This window comes from Streptomyces griseochromogenes (assembly GCF_001542625.1).
Taxonomy (GTDB): domain Bacteria; phylum Actinomycetota; class Actinomycetes; order Streptomycetales; family Streptomycetaceae; genus Streptomyces; species Streptomyces griseochromogenes.
In genome coordinates, this window is record NZ_CP016279.1 from 8,371,426 (window position 1) to 8,389,337 (window position 17,912).

The following is a 17,912-nucleotide window of genomic DNA, read 5'->3' on the forward strand; positions in this document are numbered from 1 at the left end:
GATACATTCAGGAGCGATCCATGCGCACCCCGAGCCGACGGAGGCCGCGAGCCACGCTCGCCATGGCCGCCGCAGGGACGCTGCTCGCCCCGCTGCTCTCCGGCTGCTGGGTCGGTGCGGGCGGGACCGGTTCCGGCGGCGATTCCATCAATGTCCTGATGGTCAACAACCCCCAGATGACCGAGCTGCAGAAGCTGACCGCCGCGCACTTCACGAAGGACACCGGTATCAAGGTCAACTTCACCGTCCTGCCCGAGAACGACGTCCGCGACAAGATCAGCCAGGACTTCGCCAACCAGGCGGGCCAGTACGACGTCGCCACGCTGTCCAACTACGAGATCCCGATCTACGCCCGCAACGGCTGGCTGCACGAGATGGACTCGTACACCGCGAAGGACCCGGGCTACGACGAGCAGGACGTCCTCAAGCCCATGCGCCAGTCCCTCACCGCGGCCGACGGCAAGCTCTACGGCCAGCCCTTCTACGGCGAGTCGTCCTTCCTGATGTACCGCAAGGACGTGTTCGCCGCGAAGGGCCTGACGATGCCGGCGCACCCCACCTGGCAGCAGGTCGCCGACCTCGCCGCCGAGGCGGACGGCGCGCGGCCCGGGATGAAGGGCATCTGTCTGCGCGGACTGCCCGGCTGGGGCGAGCTGATGGCGCCGCTGACCACCGTCGTGAACACCTTCGGCGGCACCTGGTTCGACAAGAACTGGAAGGCTCGCCTGGACTCCCCCGAGTTCGAGAAGGCGACAAAGTTCTATGTCGATCTCGTCCGCGGCCACGGCGAGTCGGGCGCGGCCCAGTCCGGCTTCGCCGAGTGCCTCAACGACATGACCCAGGGCAAGGTCGCCATGTGGTACGACGCCACCTCCGCGGCCGGCCTGCTGGAGGCGGCCGACTCCCCCGTCAAGGGCAAGCTCGGCTACGCCCCCGCCCCCGTGGAGAAGACGGACTCCTCCGGCTGGCTCTACACCTGGGCCTGGGGCATCCAGAAGGCCTCCCGCAACCCCGACAAGGCCTGGAAGTTCGTCTCCTGGGCGTCCAGCAAGGGCTACGAGCAGCTGGTCGGCCGGACCAGCGGCTGGTCCGACGTCCCGGCGGGCAAGCGGGCCTCGACCTACACGAACGCCGACTACCGCAAGTCGGCCGCCGCCTTCCAGGAGATGACGAAGGAGGCCATCGAGAGCGCCCGCCCCAGCGACCCCGGCGTGCAGCCGCGCCCCGCGCCCGGCATCCAGTTCGTCGGCATCCCCGAGTTCACCGACCTCGGCACCAAGGTCTCCCAGGAGATCAGCGCGGCCATCGCCGGACGCCAGTCCACCGAATCGGCCCTGAAGAAGTCCCAGCAGCTCGCCGAGAAGATCTCCAAGGAGTACGAGGGACGATGACAGCGACGACAACGGCCCCCCTGGCGACCGCCCCCGTAAGAACTATGAAACAACCCTCGGCCCGGCTGCGTGCCTGGGCGACGCGGGGACCGCTCCTGCCGGCCCTCGTCTTCATGATCGTGGTGACCCAGCTGCCGTTCGTGGCCACGCTGGTGATCTCCTTCTTCGACTGGAACGCCCTCTATCCCAAGGCCCGCCACTTCACCGGCCTCGACAACTACCACCAGGTGCTGACCGACGCGGACCTGCGCCACTCGGTGTGGACGACCGTGCTGCTCACGGTGGCGGTGGTGCTGGCCAGCCTGGTCCTCGGCCTGGCGCTGGCCCTGCTCCTGGACCGGAAGTTCCGCGGCCGGGGCGTCGTACGCACCCTGCTCATCGCACCGTTCCTGGTGGTGCCCGTGGCCGCGGCCCTGCTCTGGAAGCATGTGCTCTACAACCCCGAATACGGCCTGTTCAACGGGTTGTTGCACTATGTGGGCGGCCCACAGCCGGACTGGATCTCCAAGACCCCGCTGCTCGCGGTCGAGGCCTCCCTGGTGTGGCAGTGGACGCCGTTCATGATGCTGATCCTGCTCGCCGGGCTGCAGAGCCGGGACCACGAGCAGATCGAGGCCGCGCGGGTGGACGGCGCCAACGACTGGCAGGTCTTCCGCCATCTGACGCTCCCGCACCTGCGCCGCTACCTGGAACTCGGCGCCCTGCTGGGCTCGATCTACATCGTGCAGAACTTCGACGCGGTGTTCACGATCACCTCCGGCGGCCTCGGCACCGCCAACCTGCCCTACACCGTCTACCAGAGCTTCTACCAGGCCCACGAGAACGGCCTCGCCTCGGCCGCCGGCGTCCTGGTGGTCATCGGCTCGATCATCATCGCGACCTTCGCCCTGCGCGTGGTCTCGTCCCTGTTCCGCCAGGAGGTGTCCCGCGCATGAGCGATCTCGCCGTACGCATCGGAAAGCACCGGGGTCTGAGCCTCGGACTGGTGGCCTGGCTGGCCGGCATCGTCTTCTTCCTGCCCATCGCCTGGATGGCGCTGACGTCCTTCCACTCCGAGGCGGACGCGGCGACCAACCCGCCCTCCTTCGCCGCCTCCCTCACCCTGGACGGCTACCGCGAGTTCTTCGGCACGGGCGGCGGGGCGAGCCCGTGGCCCGCGCTGATCAACTCCACGGTCGCCTCGGTGGCATCGACGGTCTGCGTACTGCTCCTCGCCCTGCCGGCGGCGTACGCGCTGTCGATCCGGCGGGTGCGGAAGTGGACGGACGTCCTGTTCTTCTTCCTGTCCACGAAGATGCTGCCGGTCGTGGCCGGTCTGCTGCCGATCTACCTGTTCGCGAAGAACACCGGGATGCTGGACAACATCTGGTTCCTCGTCATCCTCTACACCTCCATGAACCTGCCGATCGCGGTGTGGATGATGCAGTCCTTCCTCGCCGAGGTCCCGGTGGCGGTGATCGAGGCGGCGCAGATCGACGGCGCCCGGCTGCCGACGATCCTCGCGCGCGTGGTGGCCCCGATCGCCCTGCCCGGCATCGCCGCAACCGCCCTGATCTGCTTCATCTTCAGCTGGAACGAGCTGCTCTTCGCCCGAGTCCTGACGGGCGTGGTGGCCGAGACCGCCCCCGTCTTCCTGACCGGCTTCATCACCAGCCAGGGCCTGTTCCTGGCGAAGGTGTGCGCCGCGTCGCTCGTCGTCTCCCTGCCGGTGCTCGCCGCGGGGTTCGCCGCCCAGGACAAACTGGTCCAGGGCCTGTCGTTGGGAGCTGTGAAATGAAGGCCGCCGTCATCGAGTCCGTGGGCCGTGCCGTCGTCGCCGAGGTCCCGGACCCGACGCCAGGGCCCCGCGAGGTGGTCGTCGAGGTGGCCGCCTGCGGACTGTGCGGCACCGATCTGCACATCCTCCAGGGCGAGTTCGCGCCCAAGCTGCCGCTCGTGCCCGGGCACGAGTTCGCGGGCGAGGTGGTCGGGGTCGGCACCCAGGTCACGGAGCTCGCCATCGGCGACCGGGTGGCCGTGGACCCCTCCCTGTACTGCTACGAGTGCCGCTACTGCCGCACCGGCCACAACAACCTGTGCGAGCGGTGGGCTGCGATCGGCGTCACGACGGCGGGCGGGGCGGCCCGGTACGCGGCGGCGCCCGTGGCGAACTGCGTGAAACTGCCCGAGCATGTGCGCACCCAGGACGCCGCCCTGGTGGAGCCGCTGTCCTGCGCGGTACGCGGCTACGACGTCCTGAACTCCCGGCTCGGCGCCCACATCCTGATCTACGGCTCCGGGACCATGGGCCTGATGATGCTGGAGCTGGCCAAGCGCACGGGCGCGGCGAGCGTGGACGTGGTCGACCTCAACCCCGACCGGCTGCAGACGGCTCGCCGTCTCGGCGTCTCGCGCGCGGCGAGCGGCGCGGACGAACTGGACCGCCCGCAGGGCTGGGACGTGGTCGTGGACGCGACCGGCAACGCGGGGGCGATCCAGGACGGCCTGGGCCGGGTGGCGAAGGCGGGGACCTTCCTGCAGTTCGGGGTGGCCGACTACGCGACGCGGGTGACGATCGATCCGTACCGCATCTACAACCAGGAGATCACCATCACCGGTTCCATGGCGGTGCTGCACAGCTTCGAGCGGGCGGCCGAGCTGTTCGCGAACGGGGTACTGGACCCGGAGGTGTTCATCAGCGACCGCATCCCGCTGGAGCGGTACCCCGAGGCGCTGGAGCAGTTCGCGGCCGGGGTGGGGCGGAAGATCGTGGTGGTGCCCTGAGCCGATCGGGGGTCCCATAGGAAGGCGTCGGCGCGAAGCGCTGTCGTTGAGGGGTGGTGGTCGGGTGACGGGTGGGCGGTAAGGGAACGGTAAAGCGGTGTCGTTCGTTCACCCGGCATGACAGCTATGACCCCTGGCTCGAACATCCCTCTGTCGGCCGCCCGCGTGACGGTGGACGTCGCCGCGCCGGTGCGGCTCGACGTGTCGGGCCTGCTGCTCACCACCGACGGCAAGGTGCGCTCCGACGACGACTTCATCTTCTACAACCAGCCCGCCGGACCGGGCGTGACCTACACCTCCGGCGGCGGCGCGGCGCCCGACGCGATCACGGTCGACACCGGTGCCGTGCCGCCGGACATCGAGAAGATCGTGGTCACGGCCAGCCCGGACGCGGCCGGCCAGACCTTCCAGGGCATCGAGCCGACGGCCACGGTCCGGGACGCGGACGGCGGCTCGGTCCTGGCCACGTTCACACCGCCGCAGCTCGGCGCGGAGACGGCGCTGGTGATCGTGGAGATCTACCGCCGGGGCGGCGCGTGGAAGGCCCGCGCCGTCGGCCAGGGGTACGCCGACGGGCTGGCGGGCATCGCGACGGACTTCGGTGTGACGGTGGAGGAGCCCACCGCGGCCCCGGCGGCTCCGCCGCAGCCGGCCGCCGCCCCACCGGCACCCGCCGCACAGGCCCCGGTCACGCCCCCGGCGCCGGCCGCCCCGCCGGCCCCGCCCGCTCCCGGCGCCGGGAAGATCAACCTGGACAAGGGCCGGGTCAGTCTCCAGAAGAACCAGACCGTGTCCCTGGTCAAGGGCGGGCGTCCGCTGCTCTCCCTCGTGCAGATGGGCCTGGGCTGGGAGCCCGCGTTCCGCGGCCGGGACATCGATCTGGACGCCTCGGTCATCGCCTACGGCCCGCAGCGCAACGCCGTCGACAGCTGCTATTTCGGCAAGCTGACGATCCTGGGCGGCGCGGTGCGGCACTCCGGTGACAACCTCACCGGCGAGGGCGGGGGCGACGACGAGGTGATCACGGTCGACCTCGGCCGTATCCCGCAGGAGGTCACCGGCCTGGTCTTCACGGTCAACTCCTTCTCCGGCCAGAAGTTCACCGAGGTCGCCAAGGCCTACTGCCGCCTGGTGGACGCGGCGACCGGCGAGGAACTGGTGCGCTTCGACCTCACCCACGCCGAGCCCCAGACGGGCGTGATGATGGCCAAGCTCATCCGGCAGTTCTCCGGCGAGTGGGACATGACGGCGATGGGCGAGTTCGTGAAGGCGCGCACGGTACGCAACATGGTCGAGCCGGGGGCACGGGCGCTGTGACACCGTGCCGGACCGGGGCGGGGGAACGGCGGCCCGGTCCCCCGCCCCGGTCCGGCCACCGCGCGGGCTTCATCCGCAAGCGCGCCCCTCGTCGGAGATCGCCCAGGTGATCCGGTCGGTGGCCACGGGCGACACCCTGCTGACGGTCGGTCCGGAGACGGTCAAGGCACACGTTGGCCGACGCCACGGTGGCCGACCCGCCTCGCGCCGCGCTCACCGCTCCGGCCGCAGCCCCTCCGTCAACAACGTCAGATAGCGGCGGATCTCGCGCCCCTGCCCGTTCGCCAGCTCCGAGGCCGTGGCCACGCCGTGCGCCAGCCGCAGCACCTCGATCGGCTCCAGGTCGGCCCGCAGCGCCCCCTGTGCCTGGGCCGCCCCCACCAGCCGCGTCGCCGCGCCCTTCACCGACGTGCCACAGGCCGTCATCGCGACCGAGCCGCCGTCCGTGACCGCCGAGCCCAGCAGGGACTTCAGCCCGCGCACCTGGATCGTGGCCACGCACAGCTCGTTCAGCCACTCCATGAGCGCCTCGTACGGCGGCAGCTCCTCGGCCAGCTCGTCGGCCCGCGTCCCCAGCGCCTCGATCCGGTCCACGTACGCGGCCTCCAGCAGCGCCTGCCGCGTCGGAAAGTGCCGGTAGAGCGTGCCCGAGCCGACGCCCGCACGCTTGGCGATGTCGTCGAGCGACGCGTTCTCCCCATGCTCGGCGAAGGCCTCCGCCGCCACCTTCAGCAACCGCTCGTAGTTGCGCCGAGCGTCCGCGCGCATGGGCCTGACCTGCGGCATCCAGATACTCCTTGCGAACCGGGGATCCTCTTCGCAGCCTACCGAGCATCCACCGAAGACAGCTCCGGCTCATCTTCGCGGGCACTGCGCGCTGTTCGGGCGCGGCAACCGCCGTCAGTGCCGTCAGTGCCGCTCCGGCGGCTCGTAGCCGCCGGTGACCGGGTCCGGTCCGAGGTCTCGGCGTACCGTTCCGGTGCCCAGGCCGACCGTGGCGCGCGTGCGCATGGGGCCGTCGCCGCGGCGGGAGAGGAGCACGATCTCGGCCACGCGCGCGTGCAGTACGCCGAGCCGGGCGGCGCATTCGGCCGCGAGGACGCGCGGGACGCGGGTGCGCCCGAGCGAGAGGTGCGGGGTGAAGCGCGGGAAACGGTCCGTGCAGCACGGGAAGGGTTCCCCCAGCGCGCTCCGGAGCTCCGTCCAGGGCGCGGCACCGGCCGCCGCGGGGTCGAGCCACACGGTGGCGTGGGACCGGTGGCGGAAGGCACGGACCCCGCTCAGCCGGATGTCGAAGGGCTCGCACCCGGCGGCCGCGGCGGCCAGCAGCGGGAGCGCCGCCGGGAAGTCCTCCTCCGGTACGAAGCCGAAGAGCAGGTTCACATGGGGCGGCCAGCGGCGGATCTGCGGGTCGTGCTCGGCGCGGATGTGCTGGATGGCGGGCCAGAGTCCGGCCGGGGGAAGCCAGGCCACGGCTGTCCGGGGCGTGGGTACCGACTCGATGCGGCCGAGGGGTCCGGCCGGGCCGGGCGGGCCGGGCGTCGGGGGGCGGGGCACACCGCCATCATGGCCCCGCCCGCCGACGGCCGCCGCCCCTGGACCGAGGCGGGTGGCTCACGCAACCGATGTCTGCACGGAGGCCCAAGCGCTGGAGAAGCGCTCGACTTCAGCCCCACGCTCGTGCTCGTGCTTCTTCCACGCCGGACGCTTGTGCTCGTGCTTCTTCCACGCCGGACGCTTGTGCTCGTGCTTCTTCCACTCCGGGCGCTTGTCCTCGTGCTTCTTCGCCGCCGGACGCTTGTGCTCGTGCTTCTTGGCCGCAGCGGGCTTGTGCTCGTGCTTGTTCACCGCCGCGGGCTTCTGGTCATGCTTCTTCGCCGCGGGCTTCTTCTCCTGCTTCTTCGCCGCGGGCTTCTGGTCCTGCTTCTTCACCGCGGGCTTCTGGTCCTGCTTCTTCACCGCCGCGGGCTTCTGCTCATGTTTCTTCGGCGCCGGACGCTTGTGCTCGTGTTTCTTCGCCGGATGCGGAGTCACGTTCGAGTCGGTGTCCTGCTCGATGTACGGGGCATCCCATGTGACCACGGCGGTGGCTTCCGCGGAGGCCACCGCGGAGACCTCCTGCGGACCATCGGAGTCGTCGGCGTGGCCGACGCCGACGCCGAAGGTGGACAGCCCCGCCACCACCGCGGCTACGAGTGCGGCGCGCTGGAACTTGCGCATGCTTTGACCTTTCTCACCTGAGCCTGAATCCTTGTCAGTATTGACTACTCAGCGTGAGAATATACGCACCGATCGTAGCAACTTGTGATCTTAGAGCGGGCGCCGCGTCAACCCCTCGCATGGGCCAAGCCCGCCCGGAACCAGAACAGGGCTCAGGCAAGCCACGGCCAACGCCCGTCGCAGCCACCCTCGATCAGTGAAACCATGCGGAAGGCGGCATCCGAAAGACCCGCGAACACGTGCCGGTTTCCGGTGCCCGACGGTCCGTGGCCCGCCCGGTAACCCTCCAGGTTCCAGGTGTAGACCGGGACATGGGCCGGGATCTGGGCGGTCGGGTCGCCGTGCTGGTGCGCGGTGTACTGCTCGTCGGTGACGATCAGCACCCGGTCGTGCTTCCTGTAGTGCCGGCGCACCGCCTCGGTGGTGTCGGTGCCGCCCAGGTTGCCGAAGCGCTCCAGGATCTTCAGCACCGACTCGCCCTTGCGGAAATCCACCTTCGCGCTGGACGAGCCGAACTCGACGAGGTCGGCGTCGGCCGCCCGCAGCGCGAGCGCGGAGCCGAAGATCGCCGCCGCGTCGGCCCGGGTGAGCTGAGCGCGCTCGGACACCTGCGACCAGAACATCGAGCCCGAGCGGTCGACCAGCACCAGGGTGCGGCCCGGCAGCGCGGGCACGTTGGCCAGCGAGTGACCGAGCGCCCGCTCCAGCGGGTACGCCCAGCGCAGCGAGGGTGCGTGCCGGTACGCGGCGAGGTAGCGGAACGGGAACTGCCGCGAGCGTGCCACCTGCTCCGGGTCGCTGATCTTCGCCGCGACCTGGGCGGCGACCTCGTCCGAGACCCCTGCCTCGTCGAAGTTCCGCAGGTTGCGGACCAGCGCCATCGCGCCCATGGACGGGATCAGGGCCTCCCAGGCCGCCTTGTCCATCGGGCCCTGCAGCCAGCCGGCCAGCGCCTCCCAGGTGATCCCGGCCGCCGCCAGCCGCTCGGCGCCACCGGGCGCGGTGACGACCGCCCGCCGCTGCTCGACGGGCAGCGCCATCAGCTCGCGATGGGCCGTGAGCACCGGCAGCGACGCGGGCGGCACGGCGCTGTCCGGGTTGTGCCGCCGGTCGAGCGCGTACCGGAACAGCTCGCCCTGCCACGGCTTGTCCGCGTCCGGCGCCGCGTGCACCAGGTTGAGGATGTCGCCGAAGCGGTAGCCCTTGGACGCCGTGTCGTACTTGAGCAGCGACTTGGCGTGGTAGAGCCGTCGTACGGCGTCGGCGACGCCGCGCTTGACGGGCTTGGGGACGGCGCGGCCGTAGGTCGCCGTCCAGTAGGCGAGCAGCTCGCCGGGCTCGTCCGGGCGCTGGAGCACGGAGTCCACGACCTGCCGGTTGGACGGGCCGTCGGTGGCGCCCGCCGTCAGCCGGGCGTGCACGTACTCGGCGGCTCCCACGAGGGAGGCCGTCCGCATGTTGCCCTCGCCACGCAGCCAGCCGAGCAGACCTGCCGTCCATTCCGGGTCGCTGACGGCGAGCTCGCGGACGAGACGGGTGAACCGGTCGTCACGGTCGGCGCCGCTCTCGTAGAAGGTGTCCTGCGAGACGAAGTTGGAGACCGCGAGAAGGAAGAGTTCGGAGCGCGGCTCGCGCTCCTGGCCCCGGCCGCCCTCATAGGTCCGCAGGATCCGGCCCGTCGATGTCACCGCCGACTTCAGCTGCGCCTTGGCGGCACGCGTGTTGAATCGCGCCATGGTGAATTCCCCCGAATTCGTTCGTGTTTCGGAGGGAGGCACAGCAAATGGAGGGTGCCCGAGATCGGGAGTCGGCGACGGACTTGTCCGGACGCTCTTCCATTGAGCTACACCGACCCGGGGTCGGATGACGGGAATCGAACCCGCACGCTTCCGGTCCGATGAAGTAACCGCTGCCTGCGCACCGGACACCCACCATGTGCTGCGCCTCCCGAGATCAATTCGGCGGCGGTCGTGGATTCTCTTTGCAAAAGAAGGAACCGCAGCCTGCGCACCGGGAGGTGCGTGAAGTTTTCGGTGTCCAGAGATCGAGGCCGGCGGAACCGACGTGTTGGTGCTCTGACCCCTGAGCTACACCGGCCCGTTGAGCCGGTGGCGGGACTCGAACCCGCGGCCTCCCCGTTATGAGCGGAAGTAGGTCCTGCCTGTCGCACCTGGACGAGGATCACTCTAGGAGGGGAACCGCGGGGCGAGCGAGCGAATAAATTACCGCGCGGAGGTCAGTCGCACTTCTGGCGCTTCCAGGGCCCGGTGATGGCGAGCATGATGCCCGGCTCCTGGATGTTGGCGAACAGGGTCCGGCCGTCCGGGGAGAAGGTGACGCCGGTGAACTCGCTGTACTCGGGCTTCTCCACGGTGCCGATGTTCAGCTCGTTGCGGGCGATCGGGTAGGTGCGGCCGCTGTCGGTGGCGCCGAACAGGTGCTGGACGCCCTCGCCGTCCTCGGCGATGACCAGGCCGCCGTACGGGGAGACGGTGATGTTGTCGGGGCCGTCGAAGGCGCCGTCCTTGGACGGGTCCGGGTTGACGCCGAGGAGGACCTTGAGCGTCAGGGTGCGGCGCTTGGGGTCGTAGAACCAGACCTGGCCGTCGTGCTGGACGGGGCTCTCCGCGCGGGCGAAGGAGGAGACGATGTAGACACCGCCGTCGCCCCACCACATGCCCTCCAGCTTGCGGGCGCGGGTGACCTGGCCGTCGGTGAACTGCTTGCGGACGGAGGTCGTCCTGGCGTCACGGTCGGGGACGTCGACCCAGTCGACGCCGTAGACCGTGCCGATCTTCGTGGCCCGGGACAGGTCGTCCACGAACTTGCCGCCGGAGTCGAAGCACTTGAAGGCCTGCAGGACGCCCGCGTCGTCGGCGAGGGCGCGCAGCTTGCCGCGGCCGTGGCGGAAGTCCTCCGGCGGGGTCCAACGGTAGAGGAGGCCGTTGGGGCCGGCCGCGTCCTCGGTGAGGTAGAGGTGGCCGCGCTTGGTGTCCACCACGACGGCCTCGTGGGCGTAGCGGCCGAGCGCCTTGAGGGGCTTGGGGTCGTGGTTGGCACGGCGGTCGGCGGGGTCGACCTCGAAGACGTAGCCGTGGTCCGTGGTCATGCCGTTCTGGCCGGCCTTGTCCTCGGTCTCCTCGCAGGTCAGCCAGGTGCCCCACGGGGTGTTGCCGCCCGCGCAGTTGGTGGAGGTGCCGGCGATGCCCACCCACTCGGCGACGTGGTCGCGGCGCACCTCGACGACCGTGCAGCCGCCGGAGGCGGCCGGGTCGTACACGAGGCCCTCGGTGAGCGGCACCGGGTACTTCCAGTTGGCGCGCGGGCCCTTGAGCTCGTGGTTGTTGACTAGGAGGGTGGCGCCGCGAGGGCCGTCGAAGGTGGAGGTGCCGTCGTGGTTGGAGGGGGTGAACTCGCCCGACTCCAGCTTGGTCCTGCCGCTGTAGGTGATGATCCGGTACTTGAAGCCGGCGGGGAGCGCGAGGATGCCGTCCGGGTCGGGGATCAGCGGGCCGTAGCCGACGCCGCGGTGGCCGTGCGCCGACTCGCCGTCCACGGTCTCGATGTCGTCCGTGGCGGCGAGGGCGTTCGGGGCGGTGGCGAGGGCGCCGACGCTGCCCGCCAGTGCGACCCCGGCACCGGTGATCGCGGATTTCCTGGCGAAGTCCCTGCGGGTGAGCGACATGGTGTCTCCTGTGACGGTGGGCGTGCCGTGGAGGGTGGCGGACCTCGTTGCGGCGCTCACGCTCCCGCCACCTTCTGAACGGGAGTTGAACACCCGGCTGCTTCAGAGACCCCTGTTCCATGAATCCGTATGCACAGCCCCATGGCCGCCCAAAGCGCCGGCCATGTCTTACCCGCCGTCACCTACTCCTTCGTCCCCGCCGTAACGGCGCTCAGCCCAGCCGGCGCGGTCCGGCGGGGCCCTCAACCGCCTTGCTGGGAACGCGCCTTGAACGCCGCCTTCCGCGCTTCCTTCGCCACCTTCTTGTCCGGGTGCAACCGCCCCATCGCCTCCAGCACATCCGCGGTGGCGGGATGCTCCACCCGCCAGGCGGCCGCGAAGAACCCGCGGTGCTGCTCGGCCAGGCCCTCCACCAGCGCCCGCAGCTCCTCCGAGTTGCCCTCGGCGGCCAGCTGCGCGGCGACCGTGTCGATGGTCAGCCAGAACACCAGTTCCTGGGAGGGTGCGGGCACGTCGGAGGCACCCCGCTCGCTCAGCCATACCCGGGCGAGCCCCCCCAGCTCGGGATCGTCGAGAACGTCCCGCAGCGCGGGCTCGGCCTCCGCGCCCACGAGGGACAGCGCCTGCTGGCAGCGCAGCCTGCGCAGCGGTGCACCGGCGTCGCCGCCGCGCGCCGCCGCCAACAACTCCCGGGCCGCGGCGAGCGGTTCACGGCGGGTCAGCCACTGCTCGGTCTCGGCGCGCGCGGCGGACTGCCCGAAGTGCGCGGTGCCGTCGAGCAGCGCGTCCGCGCCCTTGTCGGAGAGTTCACCGACCGCGGGCGCCTGGAACCCGGCCTCCAGCAGCCGGGCCCGCAGCCCGTACGCGCCGAGCGGGGTGAGCCGGACCATGCCGTAGCGGGAGACGTCGGTGTCGTCCACGGGGGCGGCGGGCTCCTCGCCGGCGTCCTCCATGTCCGCCATCAGCGCCTCGTCGACGGGCTGGTACGCCACGAGCCCGGCCGGCTCCAGCATCCGGAACTGGTCGTCCAGGCGCATCATCGCGTCGGAGACCTGCTCCAGGACGTCGTTGGTGGGCTGCCCCATGTCGCTGGGCACGATCATCGAGGCGGCGAGGGCGGGCAGCGGCACCGGAGCCTCGCCGGGGCCGTCCTCACCGACGGTCAGCAGATAGAGGTTGCCGAGGACGCCGTCGAGGAACTCCGCCTCGGCCTCCGGGTCCCAGTCGAGTGACGAGAAATCGACCGTGCCGCCCTCGTCCATGGTGTCGATCAGATCGTCGAGGTCGGGCACGCTCGCGTCCGCGATGACGGTCTCCAGGGCGGCGAGCCAGACGGCGAGCACGTCGTGCGGCGAGCCGCCGGTGAGCAGCGCGAGCTCCTCGCCGGCGGCCACGGTCCCGGCCTCCTCGTCGGTGATCTCCACCAGCCCGGCGTCCACGGCCACCCGCCAGGCCTCGCTCGCGTAGGCGGCGGCGTCGTCCCCGCCGAGGCCGAGCAGTTCGGCGGCGGCCGGCAGCTGCTCCTCGACCAGGCCGCCGCCGGCGTCCACGCGGGTGTCGGGCCCGGCCCAGCGGGCGAGGCGGGCGGCCCGGGAGAGCAACGGCGTGGACAGCGCGGCGCGCGCCAGCTCCGCTTCGGGGTGCAGCCGTACGGGCGGCAGGGGGGAGCTGTCTGACATCGGCTGGTTCTCCTCGGACCGTGAACGGACTCAGCCGCTCAGCCTAGACGGATTTCCACCCATGCCGCCCGGTTCATCTCTCCGTCGGTGGCCGTACATGGCCGAAACCTTGACAACTCCCGTCAGCAGGCAGGAGATTGACGCGCGTAGAAGTTGGGGGGACAACTGTTCACTCTGCTCTACGCGTGTCACAGAGGGCTACGTCCCCTGCACGCTCCCGTTCCATCCTCGTCCCGGCGCTCACGCATGTCCCCGGAGGGAACCCTTGCCGAGCAGGTCTTCCGCGCGCCTCGCCGCGCTCACCGTCGCCGCCGTCTGCAGCGCGACGTCCGCAGTCGTCCTCACCTCGCCGGCCCACGCCGACTCGGTGCGCATCCACGACGTCCAGGGAACGACCCGAATATCGCCGTACGCGGGCCAGAAGGTCACGGACGTCCCCGGCGTCGTCACGGCCACGCGCACCTACGGGTCCTCCAGGGGTTTCTGGATCCAGGACCCGACGCCGGACGACGACCCGGCCACCAGTGAGGGCGTGTTCGTCTTCACCAGCTCCACGCCGAAGGTCGCGGTCGGCGACTCGGTCACGGTGACCGGCACGGTCTCCGAGTACGTCCCGGGCGGTACCTCCTCCGGCAACCAGTCGGTGACGGAGATCACCAAGCCGACGGTCACCACCGTCTCCACCGGCAACGCGCTCCCGGCGCCGGTCGTGATCGGCAAGGACTCCGTGCCGGACGAGTACGCCCCCAGCGGCGACACGGCCGCGAACGGCTCGATCAACGGCCTGTCCCTGGACCCGTCGAGGTACGCCCTGGACTACTACGAGTCCCTGGAGGGCATGAACGTCCAGGTCGCCGACGCCCGCGTGGTCACCGGCACCGACCCGTACAGCGAGCTGTGGGTCACGGTGAAGCCGCGCGAGCACCGCACCCACCGGGGCGGCACGCTCTACGGCTCCTACGACTCCCAGAACACCGGCCGGCTGCAGGTCCAGTCGCTGGGCGCGACCGCCGACTTCCCGAAGGCGAACGTCGGCGACACCCTGGAGGGCGCCACGACGGGCCCGCTGGACTTCAACCAGTTCGGCGGCTACGCCCTGGTCGCGAGCAAGCTCGGCACGCTGAAGAGCGGCGGTCTGCAGCGGGAGACCACGCAGAAGCAGGCGCGCGGCGAGCTGGCGGTGGCGACGTACAACGTCGAGAACCTCGACCCGTCGGACGCCACCTTCGACCAGCACGCCGCCGCGATCGTGAACAACCTGCAGTCGCCGGACATCGTGTCCCTGGAGGAGATCCAGGACAACAACGGTGCGAAGGACGACGGCACGGTCGACGCGAGCCAGACCGTGAACAAGCTGATCGACGCGATCGTCGCGGCGGGCGGCCCGAAGTACGACTGGCGCTCGATCAACCCGGTCAACGACCAGGACGGCGGCGAGCCGGGCGGCAACATCCGCCAGGTGTTCCTGTTCAACCCCGAGCGGGTGTCCTTCGTGGACCGTCCGGGCGGCGACTCCACCACCGCCGTCGGTGTCACCAAGGTGAACGGCAAGGCGCAGCTGACCGTCTCGCCGGGCCGGATCGACCCGGCGAACGAGGCCTGGAAGAACAGCCGCAAGCCGCTGGCCGGCGAGTTCGTCTTCCGCGGCCGGACCGTCTTCGTGATCGCCAATCACCTCAACTCCAAGGGCGGCGACCAGGGTCTGACCTCGCAGTACCAGCCGCCGGTGCGCGGCTCGGAGGTCCAGCGCCACGCGCAGGCGACCGAGGTGAACGCGTTCGTCAAGGACATCCTGTCCGTGCAGAAGAACGCGGACGTCATCGCGCTCGGCGACATGAACGACTTCGAGTTCTCCGGGACCGCGAAGATCCTCGAAGGCGACGGCGAGCTGTGGTCGGCGATCAAGTCGCTGCCGAAGAGCGAGCGCTACACCTACGACTACCAGGGCAACGAGCAGGTTCTGGACCAGATCCTGATCAGCCCGGCGATCCGGCGCGGCTGCGACTTCGAGTACGACAGCGTGCACGTCAACTCGGAGTTCAACGACCAGATCAGCGACCACGACCCGCAGGTGCTGCGGTTCCGTCCGTAACTCCCGCTCAGGACTGGCTGAACACGCCGTTCAGCCAGTCCTGCCAGGCGCTCTCGTTCGCCTCGGCGTCGGCGTCCGGCGCGAAGTCGTGGACGCTGATGCCGACCGGGACGCCCCAGTGGCCGCGTCCGAAGAAGCGGATGAGGGCGTTGTCGGTGCGCAGCCCGATGAAGTACGGGTTGCGGTAGTCGAGCACGGCGTCCAGGGTCCGCCCGCCGGGGCCCTGGACGATGACCTTCGTACCCGCGGCCGCGTCGTCCGCGAGGCCGAGGGCGTGACCGACGGCGGCGAGGGCCCGCGGGGTCTGCGAGGCCACGGGCCCCTGCAGCTGGGCGAAGGTGACCGGGCGGGGCGCGAAGTGCGTGAGGTACTCGCACAGGGTGTGCAGATAGAAGTTGGTGTGCTTGCTCGCGCCGTCGTACTGGTTGTTCCAGTCGTCGGTGAAGATGCCGCTGTGCACATAGCGCACCCAGGCGCGGCGGCCCTCGTCGCGCGGCTCGATGGTGTAGTCGAGCTGGTTGACGGACTGGACCGGGAAGCCGACGTCCTCGCTGCGGTTGGTGTAGCGGTGGGGCGGGTCCCAGGCGGTGACGGTGGATCCGAAGGGTCCGCTGCCACCCACCCGGGGCTCGGGCGGGTCCATCGGCCACAGGTATCCACCGGTTCCGGTGGTGACGGCCTCCCAGACCTTCTCGGGCGGGACGTCGACCTCGAACTCGCGGACGATCTCGAATTCCTTGGACATGGCGGGGCTCTCCTGCTCGAAAAGGCTTACTGGGGGTCGAGTTCGGGCTGGTCCTTGACCGTGGGATGGAGGGCCACGACGATCCGGTGGTCGCGGCCGCCCTCGGCGTCGGGGGCGTCGTACTTGCGGATCAGGGCGCTCACGCCCGCCGTCAGCTCCTGCACGAAGGCCGCGCGGTCGGCGGCGGAGGCGAAGCGGAGCTCGCCGTCCAGGGCGTAGGTCGCCAGCCGTTTGCGGGCCCTGTCGGCGCCGGTGATCAGCGCGCCGACGTCCCGCACCAGACGGGCGCCGAGCGCGAGCAGCCAGCGCGCGGAGAGCTGGTCACGGAAGCGGTCCGGATCCGGCTGCACGGGGGCGAGCGCGGCCGGCGAGATGACGTACGACGCGGCGGTCGCGCGCATCAGCCGCTCGGTGACGTTGCCCTTGCGGCGCTCCCCGGCCAGCTCCACCAGGCCGTGCCGCTCCAGCGCCTTGAGGTGGTAGTTCACCTTCTGCCGGGGCAGTCCGACCTGGCCGGCCAGCATGGCGGCGGAGGCCGGCCCGGCGGCCAGCTCTGCGAGCAGCCGGGCTCGTATCGGGTCGAGCGACACGGCTGCGGCCTCGGGGTCCTCGATCACGGTCACGTCCAGCATGCGCCCACCCTCCCACCGAAAACTTTTTTTGTCCAGGCGGATCAAGTTGTCGGTGGGAGGGTGGCGTGAAGCCCCTGGCCTCCGGGGGGACCGGGTGAGGTCAGTGGTGCCGGCGGCGCAGCACGCCCACCGTGGCGAGGGCGGCGCCCGCCGCGCCCGCGACCATCAGGGGGCGCGGGTGCCGGAGTACGGCCTGGGTGGCGCTCGAGCGCAGCTGTACGGTCGCCGCGCCGGCCTTGTCCCTGAGGTCGGCGGCGCGGGTCAGCGCCCGGCCCTTCACATCGGCCCTGCCGAGCCGGCTCCTGGCCTGCTCGATCTGGTGCCGCAGCTCGTCGGGGCCCTTGGCGCCCGAGCCGTGCGGGTTCCTGTGCGTCATCGCTGTGCCCTTTCCCTGATCGCGTCCGGCCGGACGCGTCCGATCGCGGTGTGGAGCCTCCTCTCGGCATGGAATCCGGGTACCCCGGCCGGGACCGTCAGTCCCGCTCCGCTCCCCCGGCGCCGCGTTCGCCGAGGCGGGCGAGTTGGGTCTGGAACCAGTCGAGGCGCGCCTGCAACAGGGCGGCCTCGGCGACGAGTTCTGGTACGCCGGGCTCCCCTTCGGCCGGCAAGTCGGCGGGCGGGACCGCCGCGGGGCCGCCGCCCGCGACCACCCGCAGCCCCTCACCGGCCAGCCGGGCGAATCCGGCGAGCGAGACGGAGGCACGACCGCGCACACAGGGCGCGCAGGCGGGCGCGAGGGCCCGCCAGCCGGGCCTGCCCCAGCCCGCGTCGGCGAGCGCGCCCGCGGTGGCGCCGCAGTCGCACGGACCGGGGGCCGCCGTGCGCACGCGCTGCCGGGCGTAGCGGAAACCGCGCTCGAAGCGGATGTAGGCACCGAGTACGGAGACTTCCAGCAAGGCCGCGGCCCGGTGCTCCGCGGTGCACAGCAGAGCCTCGGCGGCCGTGCGGTCGTGCACGCAGTGGAAGCCGCAGTCGCACAGGCGCGCGGGCGGGCGGTGCCTGCGCCCGTAGACGCAGGAGGCGTCGTCGAGCACGCCGTACGGCAGCGCGCCGCCCAGTGACACACCGGTGAACCCGGCCCGGGTGCCGTCCTGGGACAGCACCGGGTGGGCGATCTTGTAACCGGTCGGCGGCTCCGTCGGGCGTTCCACCGGGAGCCGCAGCCTCATCGGGCCGCCGGTACCTCTTCGCGGGCCGGCTCGGCCGGGGCGGTGAGGGTGATCTCCTCGGGGAGTCGCGGCTCCTCCTCGTGGGCGAGCGGCCGCTCCTCGGCGACTCCGATGGCCAGTGCCTTGCCGAGCTTCATGGTGCCTCCCATGACCGACGACGATGACCGTCCCGGCCCATAGTGACCCATGAAGGGCCGAGTTGGACACAGGGACTTCGGC

General features: G+C 70.9%; 17 protein-coding genes. 6 read left to right on the plus strand and 11 right to left on the minus strand.

Annotated features, from left to right (window positions below; all coding sequences use genetic code 11):
- Window positions 1–20 precede the first annotated feature (20 nt).
- The 5 genes from AVL59_RS36295 (at window position 21) to AVL59_RS36315 (ending at window position 5,471) form a co-directional block, all read left to right on the plus strand.
- Window positions 21–1,391 (plus strand): ABC transporter substrate-binding protein, encoded by a 1,371-nt coding sequence (locus tag AVL59_RS36295; protein WP_067313180.1) that lies wholly within the window; start codon window positions 21–23, stop codon window positions 1,389–1,391.
- Window positions 1,388–2,326 (plus strand): carbohydrate ABC transporter permease, encoded by a 939-nt coding sequence (locus AVL59_RS36300; protein ID WP_067313182.1) that lies wholly within the window; start codon window positions 1,388–1,390, stop codon window positions 2,324–2,326. Before AVL59_RS36295 ends, AVL59_RS36300 begins: the two co-directional genes overlap by 4 nt.
- Window positions 2,323–3,168 (plus strand): carbohydrate ABC transporter permease, encoded by an 846-nt coding sequence (locus tag AVL59_RS36305; protein ID WP_067313184.1) that lies wholly within the window; start codon window positions 2,323–2,325, stop codon window positions 3,166–3,168. Before AVL59_RS36300 ends, AVL59_RS36305 begins: the two co-directional genes overlap by 4 nt.
- A complete protein-coding gene (locus AVL59_RS36310; protein ID WP_067313186.1) occupies window positions 3,165–4,154 on the plus strand; it encodes a zinc-dependent alcohol dehydrogenase family protein in 990 nt (329 codons plus the stop codon). The genes AVL59_RS36305 and AVL59_RS36310 overlap by 4 nt, the downstream gene beginning before the upstream one ends.
- A 126-nt stretch (window positions 4,155–4,280) precedes the next feature.
- Window positions 4,281–5,471 (plus strand): TerD family protein, encoded by a 1,191-nt coding sequence (locus AVL59_RS36315; RefSeq protein ID WP_067313187.1) that lies wholly within the window; start codon window positions 4,281–4,283, stop codon window positions 5,469–5,471.
- Between the two features lie 213 nt (window positions 5,472–5,684).
- Here the strand turns inward: AVL59_RS36315 and AVL59_RS36320 are convergent, their stop codons facing one another.
- From AVL59_RS36320 to AVL59_RS36345, 6 genes are all read right to left on the minus strand, one after another.
- A complete protein-coding gene (locus AVL59_RS36320) occupies window positions 5,685–6,257 on the minus strand; it encodes a TetR/AcrR family transcriptional regulator (protein ID WP_067313189.1) in 573 nt (190 codons plus the stop codon).
- 123 nt (window positions 6,258–6,380) lie between these two features.
- Window positions 6,381–7,028, minus strand: a complete 648-nt coding sequence (locus AVL59_RS36325) for a 2'-5' RNA ligase family protein (RefSeq protein WP_237281773.1) — start codon at window positions 7,026–7,028, stop codon at window positions 6,381–6,383.
- 57 nt (window positions 7,029–7,085) lie between these two features.
- Window positions 7,086–7,691, minus strand: a complete 606-nt coding sequence (locus AVL59_RS52790; protein ID WP_067313191.1) for a hypothetical protein — start codon at window positions 7,689–7,691, stop codon at window positions 7,086–7,088.
- Between the two features lie 152 nt (window positions 7,692–7,843).
- Window positions 7,844–9,427, minus strand: a complete 1,584-nt coding sequence (locus AVL59_RS36335) for a TROVE domain-containing protein (protein ID WP_067313193.1) — start codon at window positions 9,425–9,427, stop codon at window positions 7,844–7,846.
- 500 nt (window positions 9,428–9,927) lie between these two features.
- Window positions 9,928–11,376 (minus strand): alkaline phosphatase PhoX, encoded by a 1,449-nt coding sequence (locus AVL59_RS36340; RefSeq protein ID WP_067313195.1) that lies wholly within the window; start codon window positions 11,374–11,376, stop codon window positions 9,928–9,930.
- Between the two features lie 242 nt (window positions 11,377–11,618).
- Entirely contained in the window at window positions 11,619–13,055 is a 1,437-nt protein-coding gene (locus AVL59_RS36345) for a hypothetical protein (RefSeq protein ID WP_067313197.1), read from the minus strand.
- A gap of 265 nt (window positions 13,056–13,320) precedes the next feature.
- On the opposite strand from AVL59_RS36345, the gene AVL59_RS36350 reads away from it, so the two are divergent.
- A complete protein-coding gene (locus tag AVL59_RS36350) occupies window positions 13,321–15,147 on the plus strand; it encodes an endonuclease/exonuclease/phosphatase family protein (RefSeq protein ID WP_067313199.1) in 1,827 nt (608 codons plus the stop codon).
- Between the two features lie 7 nt (window positions 15,148–15,154).
- On the opposite strand, the gene AVL59_RS36355 is transcribed toward AVL59_RS36350, so the two are convergent.
- The 5 genes from AVL59_RS36355 to AVL59_RS52795 form a co-directional block, all read right to left on the minus strand.
- Window positions 15,155–15,892: an SRPBCC family protein gene (locus tag AVL59_RS36355; RefSeq protein ID WP_067313201.1), complete on the minus strand. Its 738-nt coding sequence runs from the start codon at window positions 15,890–15,892 to the stop codon at window positions 15,155–15,157.
- 26 nt (window positions 15,893–15,918) lie between these two features.
- Window positions 15,919–16,524 carry an ArsR/SmtB family transcription factor gene (locus AVL59_RS36360; RefSeq protein ID WP_067313203.1) on the minus strand — a complete coding sequence of 202 codons (606 nt, stop codon included), beginning with the start codon at window positions 16,522–16,524 and terminating at the stop codon, window positions 15,919–15,921.
- A gap of 100 nt (window positions 16,525–16,624) precedes the next feature.
- Entirely contained in the window at window positions 16,625–16,900 is a 276-nt protein-coding gene (locus AVL59_RS36365; protein ID WP_067313205.1) for a hypothetical protein, read from the minus strand.
- Window positions 16,901–16,997: 97 nt separating this feature from the next.
- Window positions 16,998–17,693, minus strand: coding sequence for a hypothetical protein (locus tag AVL59_RS36370; RefSeq protein WP_067313207.1), 696 nt, complete (start codon window positions 17,691–17,693; stop codon window positions 16,998–17,000).
- Window positions 17,690–17,842 carry a hypothetical protein gene (locus AVL59_RS52795; RefSeq protein WP_159400182.1) on the minus strand — a complete coding sequence of 51 codons (153 nt, stop codon included), beginning with the start codon at window positions 17,840–17,842 and terminating at the stop codon, window positions 17,690–17,692. Before AVL59_RS52795 ends, AVL59_RS36370 begins: the two co-directional genes overlap by 4 nt.
- Window positions 17,843–17,912: the final 70 nt, after the last annotated feature.

What these genes read in the sequence shown, in the direction of transcription:
- AVL59_RS36335 (WP_067313193.1), bottom strand. Translation starts at nt 9,427, where the DNA reads ATGGCGCGATTCAACACGCGTGCCGCCAAGGCGCAGCTGAAGTCGGCG.
- AVL59_RS52795 (WP_159400182.1), bottom strand. Translation starts at nt 17,842, where the DNA reads ATGGGAGGCACCATGAAGCTCGGCAAGGCACTGGCCATCGGAGTCGCC.
- AVL59_RS36340 (WP_067313195.1), bottom strand. Translation starts at nt 11,376, where the DNA reads ATGTCGCTCACCCGCAGGGACTTCGCCAGGAAATCCGCGATCACCGGT.
- AVL59_RS36315 (WP_067313187.1), top strand. Translation starts at nt 4,281, where the DNA reads ATGACCCCTGGCTCGAACATCCCTCTGTCGGCCGCCCGCGTGACGGTG.
- AVL59_RS36365 (WP_067313205.1), bottom strand. Translation starts at nt 16,900, where the DNA reads ATGACGCACAGGAACCCGCACGGCTCGGGCGCCAAGGGCCCCGACGAG.
- AVL59_RS36310 (WP_067313186.1), top strand. Translation starts at nt 3,165, where the DNA reads ATGAAGGCCGCCGTCATCGAGTCCGTGGGCCGTGCCGTCGTCGCCGAG.
- AVL59_RS36355 (WP_067313201.1), bottom strand. Translation starts at nt 15,892, where the DNA reads ATGTCCAAGGAATTCGAGATCGTCCGCGAGTTCGAGGTCGACGTCCCG.
- AVL59_RS36295 (WP_067313180.1), top strand. Translation starts at nt 21, where the DNA reads ATGCGCACCCCGAGCCGACGGAGGCCGCGAGCCACGCTCGCCATGGCC.
- AVL59_RS36300 (WP_067313182.1), top strand. Translation starts at nt 1,388, where the DNA reads ATGACAGCGACGACAACGGCCCCCCTGGCGACCGCCCCCGTAAGAACT.
- AVL59_RS52790 (WP_067313191.1), bottom strand. Translation starts at nt 7,691, where the DNA reads ATGCGCAAGTTCCAGCGCGCCGCACTCGTAGCCGCGGTGGTGGCGGGG.
- AVL59_RS36360 (WP_067313203.1), bottom strand. Translation starts at nt 16,524, where the DNA reads ATGCTGGACGTGACCGTGATCGAGGACCCCGAGGCCGCAGCCGTGTCG.
- AVL59_RS36305 (WP_067313184.1), top strand. Translation starts at nt 2,323, where the DNA reads ATGAGCGATCTCGCCGTACGCATCGGAAAGCACCGGGGTCTGAGCCTC.
- AVL59_RS36370 (WP_067313207.1), bottom strand. Translation starts at nt 17,693, where the DNA reads ATGAGGCTGCGGCTCCCGGTGGAACGCCCGACGGAGCCGCCGACCGGT.
- AVL59_RS36345 (WP_067313197.1), bottom strand. Translation starts at nt 13,055, where the DNA reads ATGTCAGACAGCTCCCCCCTGCCGCCCGTACGGCTGCACCCCGAAGCG.
- AVL59_RS36320 (WP_067313189.1), bottom strand. Translation starts at nt 6,257, where the DNA reads ATGCCGCAGGTCAGGCCCATGCGCGCGGACGCTCGGCGCAACTACGAG.